4 protein-coding genes are annotated in these 5,142 nt (G+C 52.0%); 1 reads left to right on the top strand and 3 read right to left on the bottom strand.

Annotation, left to right across the window (positions count from 1 at the left end; all coding sequences use genetic code 11):
* Nucleotides 1-264: 264 nt before the first annotated feature.
* The gene (gene speA, locus IV04_RS23875; RefSeq protein WP_369794971.1) at nt 265-2,253 is read right to left on the bottom strand and encodes a biosynthetic arginine decarboxylase; all 1,989 of its coding nucleotides are present in this window, start codon (nt 2,251-2,253) and stop codon (nt 265-267) included.
* 858 nt (nt 2,254-3,111) lie between these two features.
* Here speA and metK point away from each other — a divergent pair.
* A complete protein-coding gene (metK, locus tag IV04_RS23870; RefSeq protein WP_037400795.1) occupies nt 3,112-4,266 on the top strand; it encodes a methionine adenosyltransferase in 1,155 nt (384 codons plus the stop codon).
* A gap of 125 nt (nt 4,267-4,391) precedes the next feature.
* Here metK and IV04_RS23865 read toward each other — a convergent pair whose 3' ends face one another.
* Nucleotides 4,392-4,544 carry a Hok/Gef family protein gene (locus tag IV04_RS23865; protein ID WP_037400798.1) on the bottom strand — a complete coding sequence of 51 codons (153 nt, stop codon included), beginning with the start codon at nt 4,542-4,544 and terminating at the stop codon, nt 4,392-4,394.
* Nucleotides 4,545-4,936: 392 nt separating this feature from the next.
* Nucleotides 4,937-5,142, bottom strand: a 206-nt coding sequence (locus IV04_RS23860) for an IS200/IS605 family transposase (RefSeq protein ID WP_037441663.1), incomplete at its 5' end; no start/stop codon positions are given.

The raw sequence follows: 5,142 nt of genomic DNA, 5'->3' as shown, positions 1-5,142 counted from the left end.
GCAGATTTGAACGCTGCTTGCAGCAGCCCCGAAGGGGCGAGGCCCTGTCAGGGCCGAGTAACGCAGCCAACACCCAAGCAACTTGAAGTATGACGGGTATAATTCAGGCTTATTGCTTTCAAGAAAGATAATGTGAGTTAGGGGAAGATCGTCGTTGCTGGTTGTGATATGAGTCGCAGGAAATGCAGTGGGAAGGGTCGAATTCGGCGGGCTGAGTGGATAAGGTTGAGCACTAAAATCGTACTCAACCTTTATTTCACTTAATTATTCATCTTCTAAGTACGTGTAGCCATACAAGCCAGCTTCAAACTCTTCCACAAACTGCGCCTGTAATTCGCTGTCCAGATCGGTTTGTTTTACCTGATCGCGGAAGCGAGTTAACAGCACTGCCGGGTCAAGCTGCACGTATTCCAGCATATCGGCGACGGTATCGCCTTCGTCAGACAGTTCGGTTTCCACGCTGCCGTCTGGGAACACGTACACATCTACCGATGCGGTATCACCAAACAGGTTGTGCATGTTGCCCAGGATCTCCTGATAAGCGCCAACCATAAAGAAGCCCAGCGCCGGTGGATTCTCAGGATCGTACGGCGGCATCGGCATAGTCGTAGCGACACCGTCACCATCAACATAGTGATCGATGGTGCCATCCGAGTCACAGGTAATATCCAGCAGCACGGCGCGGCCTTCTGGCGGCTTATCCAGCCCTTCCAGCGGCAACACCGGGAACAGTTGATCGATACCCCAGGCATCTGGCATGGATTGGAACAACGAGAAGTTAACGTAGAACTTATCCGCCATCCGTTCCTGCAGTTCGTCGATGATCGGGCGGTGTGCGCGGTTGCTGGGATCAAGCTGCTGCTGGATCTTGTTGCAGATATTCAGATACAACTGCTCGGCCCAGGCACGCTTGGTCAGATCCAGCATGCCGTGAGCATACTGGGTATGCACGTCGTGCAAGTCCATCTGACTATCGTGCAGCCATTCACGCAATGAGCGGCGGTTTTCTGGCTCGTTCAGCTCCAGCCAGGTTTCCCACATGCTTTCCAGCGCACGCGGCGCATCGTCCGCCGGGGGAACCGGCTCGCAGAACTCATTGCGCTCAACGCCAATCACATTGGAAACCAGCACCGTGTGATGCGCCGTCACCGCACGGCCAGATTCGGTGATCACCGTCGGGTGCGGCAAACCATGTTCATTACAGGCGTCACCAATCCCCCAGATCACGTTGTTGGCATATTCGTTCAAGCCATAGTTCACCGAGCAATCAGATTGCGAACGGGTGCCTTCGTAGTCAACACCCAGGCCACCACCAACGTCGAAGCACTGAATGTTCACGCCTAACTTGTGCAGTTCCACATAGAAACGTGCTGACTCACGCACGCCTGTCGCGATGTCACGAATGTTAGCCAGTTGCGATCCCAAGTGGAAATGCAGCAGTTGCAAGCTTTCGAGACGGTTTGCTGCACGCAGGGTTTCTACCAGTTTCAGCACCTGAACCGCCGCCAGACCGAATTTGGATTTCTCACCACCGCTGGACTGCCACTTGCCCGACCCTTGTGAAGCCAAGCGCGCACGCACCCCTAAGCGAGGGATTACGTTCAAACGCTCAGCCTCTTCCAACACCAGTTGGATCTCTGACATCTTCTCGATCACCAGATAGACTTTGTGCCCGAGTTTTTCACCGATCAGCGCAAGACGGATATATTCACGATCTTTGTAGCCATTACAGACGATCACCGACCGGGTCATACCGGCGTGGGCCAGCACGGCCATCAGCTCAGCTTTGGAACCCGCCTCCAGCCCCAACGGTTCGCCGGAATTCACTAAGGATTCAATCACCCGACGGTGCTGATTAACCTTGATCGGGTAAACCAGGAAATAGCCGCCTTCGTAACCAAAAGATTCACGCGCTCGCTTGAATGCAGCATTAATTGAACGCAGGCGATGCTGCAGGATCTGCGGGAAGCAGAACAAGGCCGGTAAACGCTGCCCGTCTTTCTGCCGCTCTTTCACCAGCTCAGCGAGATCGACACGCGCATGCGGGACATCCGGATCCGGGCATACACTGATGTGGCCCAGTTCATTGACGTCATAATAATTGTTGCCCCAGTAGGCGACGTTATAAGTACGCAGCATTTTGCTGGCATTAAGATCATTCATGGCAACCTCCTGCATGGAGCGTAAAGATAAATGTTCACCCGCTACTGACGGATGGTGAATCAACAGATCATCAGACATTACTCGCCTCATATCGCACACAAGCGATACAGTCAGCCACTATCGCAGCTAAAATCCGTGAGAACAACCCAGCAACCTGCTATTTTGGCAGTGAATTAATCTGCCGCTCGTCGCTTGCGATCGGTTGATACCCAATAGATTTATTGTAAGACACCCTATTCAAACCTTTTGAATCGGGCCAAAAAAGATCCCACAGAAAAGCTGCAGGCCACCCTTATTCAGTTCTTCAGAAGACCGTTAGCCGGCCCGAGAATCCTGAGTAGCGCCCAGATGGATGTGACATCGGCTAGATGGTGTGGGTACAAGACGGGAAATAACAGAAGAATATGCGCCAGAACGGCACTGCTGTTGAGAATCAACAACCGGTAGACAACGGATCATTAATCCAACCACCTCCACGCTCGTCGCTCGCGATAAACGACCAAGCCTCTATATACAGTGTAAGAACGTGAACGTTCAATGAAGCGGCGGCACCGCTTTCGGGAGCTACGGCTCTTAATGATGCAGCAATACGCGATTTAAGCCCCCGCGCTGTGCACCCAATGAGCCACGCGCGCAGTTTATACCGGACACCCGGTAAAAATGCAAAATGAAAATTTGCCAGTAACTGTTTCAAGCGATGAAAATGATGCCCAACTGCAATACTAAAAGAGCGCGGCGGTAAAAAACTACTGGCAATCAGACCAGAGGCTAGCCTAAAATAGCCGTCCAGATGTTAATACATCTATACTGATTAACTGCTTAACGGCTTTGCCTGAGGGGCGTTGCAGGATGCATCTCGCTATCAGCGGAGAACTTTTCGCTTTGATGCCCAGATCTCCAGCGCTGTGCAGTAATTTTTAACCCGTCTTATGCAAGGTAAAGAACACCATGGCTAAACATCTCTTCACGTCCGAATCTGTCTCAGAAGGACATCCGGATAAAATTGCCGACCAAATCTCTGATGCAGTGCTTGATGCCATTTTAGAGCAAGACCCAAAAGCACGTGTAGCCTGTGAAACCTACGTTAAAACCGGCATGGTCTTGGTTGGCGGTGAGATCACAACCAGCGCTTGGGTCGACATTGAAGAGATCACTCGCCAAACCGTACGTGAGATTGGCTATGTCCATTCCGACATGGGCTTTGACGCCAATTCTTGTGCGGTGCTGAGTGCGATTGGTAAACAATCGCCGGACATCAACCAAGGTGTTGATCGTACCGATCCGCTGGAACAGGGTGCTGGCGATCAGGGCCTGATGTTTGGCTATGCCACCAACGAAACCGACGTGCTGATGCCTGCTCCTATCACTTATGCACACCGTCTGGTTCAGCGCCAGGCCGAAGTGCGTAAAAATGGCACGCTGTCTTGGCTGCGCCCGGATGCCAAAAGCCAGGTTACTTTCCAGTATGACGAAGGCAAAATCGTGGGTATCGATGCTGTGGTGCTTTCTACCCAGCACTGCCAAGATATCGCACTGAAAGATCTGCAAGAAGCGGTGATGGAAGAGATCATCAAACCGGTTCTGCCAGCAGAATGGCTCACCGCTGGCACCAAATATCACATCAACCCGACTGGCCGTTTTGTGATTGGTGGCCCAATGGGTGACTGTGGGCTGACCGGGCGTAAAATCATCGTGGATACCTACGGTGGCATGGCGCGTCATGGTGGCGGGGCATTTTCTGGTAAAGATCCTTCCAAGGTTGACCGTTCTGCCGCGTACGCTGCACGTTATGTAGCAAAAAACATCGTTGCTGCTGGTTTGGCCGATCGCTGTGAAATCCAGGTTTCCTACGCTATCGGCGTGGCAGAACCGACCTCCATCATGGTGGAAACCTTTGGGACCGAAAAAGTCTCTACCGAGCAGTTGACTTTGCTGGTGCGTGAGTTCTTCGATCTGCGCCCGTATGGCCTGATCCATATGATGGATCTGCTGCAGCCAATCTACCGCGAAACGGCGGCTTACGGTCACTTTGGCCGCGAGCATTTCCCTTGGGAAGCGACCGACAAAGCCGCTCAGTTGCGCGAAGCGGCTGGCCTGAAGTAAGTTTGTCCTGTTGCAGTAACAACGGCGAGCCAGTGGCTCGCCGTTGTTGTTTTAGTGGATGGGTGCTCATAGATCAATACGCCAACAACCAACGGGCGGGAGCGAACTCCCGCCGTTGGGTTGCCTTACCGTTCGGATTCGTAGGCCAGAATAGCTGCAACCTCCATGTTGCCTGATCGAATGCGCAGCTCACAAATCTTGCTACGTGTTATCCATACCAATGATATTACCGTGGCACAAATAACGACCAGTTTTACGACATCACCTTTGTTCAGCATCTTGCCTCCTTCTCCTTGCCTTGCGGCGGGTGAGAGGCTAACCTACCGTTGTCTGGCGTTAGAGTTAGCCTCGGGTTGATGTAATCGACTCGGGGCTTTTCTCTTTATACCTTTCGCTTAGGCTCCAGATACAAAGATCCAGAGCACCCGCGCGCAGTATATTCATCTCTCAGTGCATACGAGCAGCCGTTTTACATGCGAATACCGAGATTGCGCAGTGCCACGCAATATGTCGTAACAGCCTGAAAAAAGCGCAGCAATTCTGAGCGCCAAGATGACATACAATAAATATCACCCGGCATAGCCGGAGGTGTTTCATATGCGCCTATAAGGCTCTCTTACCTGCTGCGCCCTAGCAGGCGGATTGCGATCTGACATTCGCATTTTATCGGTTACTTACGGCCCGTAAACGGGCTACCCGGATACGGGATCGACAGCTGCTCACCCATTTTATCCGCTTCCAACTGGTGCTTTATGTACTCTCGTATCTTCGTGGTATTTTTACCCACTGTATCAACGTAATACCCTCGGCACCAAAATTCCCTGTTACGATACTTAAACTTCCAATCGCCAAATTGCTCGTAAAGCATCAGGCTAC

Source organism: Serratia sp. Ag1, assembly GCF_000743355.1.
In the GTDB taxonomy this organism is placed as follows: Bacteria; Pseudomonadota; Gammaproteobacteria; order Enterobacterales; family Enterobacteriaceae; genus Chania.
Note: the sequence above shows the minus strand (reverse complement) of the source record. Positions and strands in the feature narration are given on the sequence as shown.

What these genes read in the sequence shown, in the direction of transcription:
- speA (WP_369794971.1), bottom strand. Translation starts at nt 2,253, where the DNA reads ATGAGGCGAGTAATGTCTGATGATCTGTTGATTCACCATCCGTCAGTA.
- IV04_RS23865 (WP_037400798.1), bottom strand. Translation starts at nt 4,544, where the DNA reads ATGCTGAACAAAGGTGATGTCGTAAAACTGGTCGTTATTTGTGCCACG.
- metK (WP_037400795.1), top strand. Translation starts at nt 3,112, where the DNA reads ATGGCTAAACATCTCTTCACGTCCGAATCTGTCTCAGAAGGACATCCG.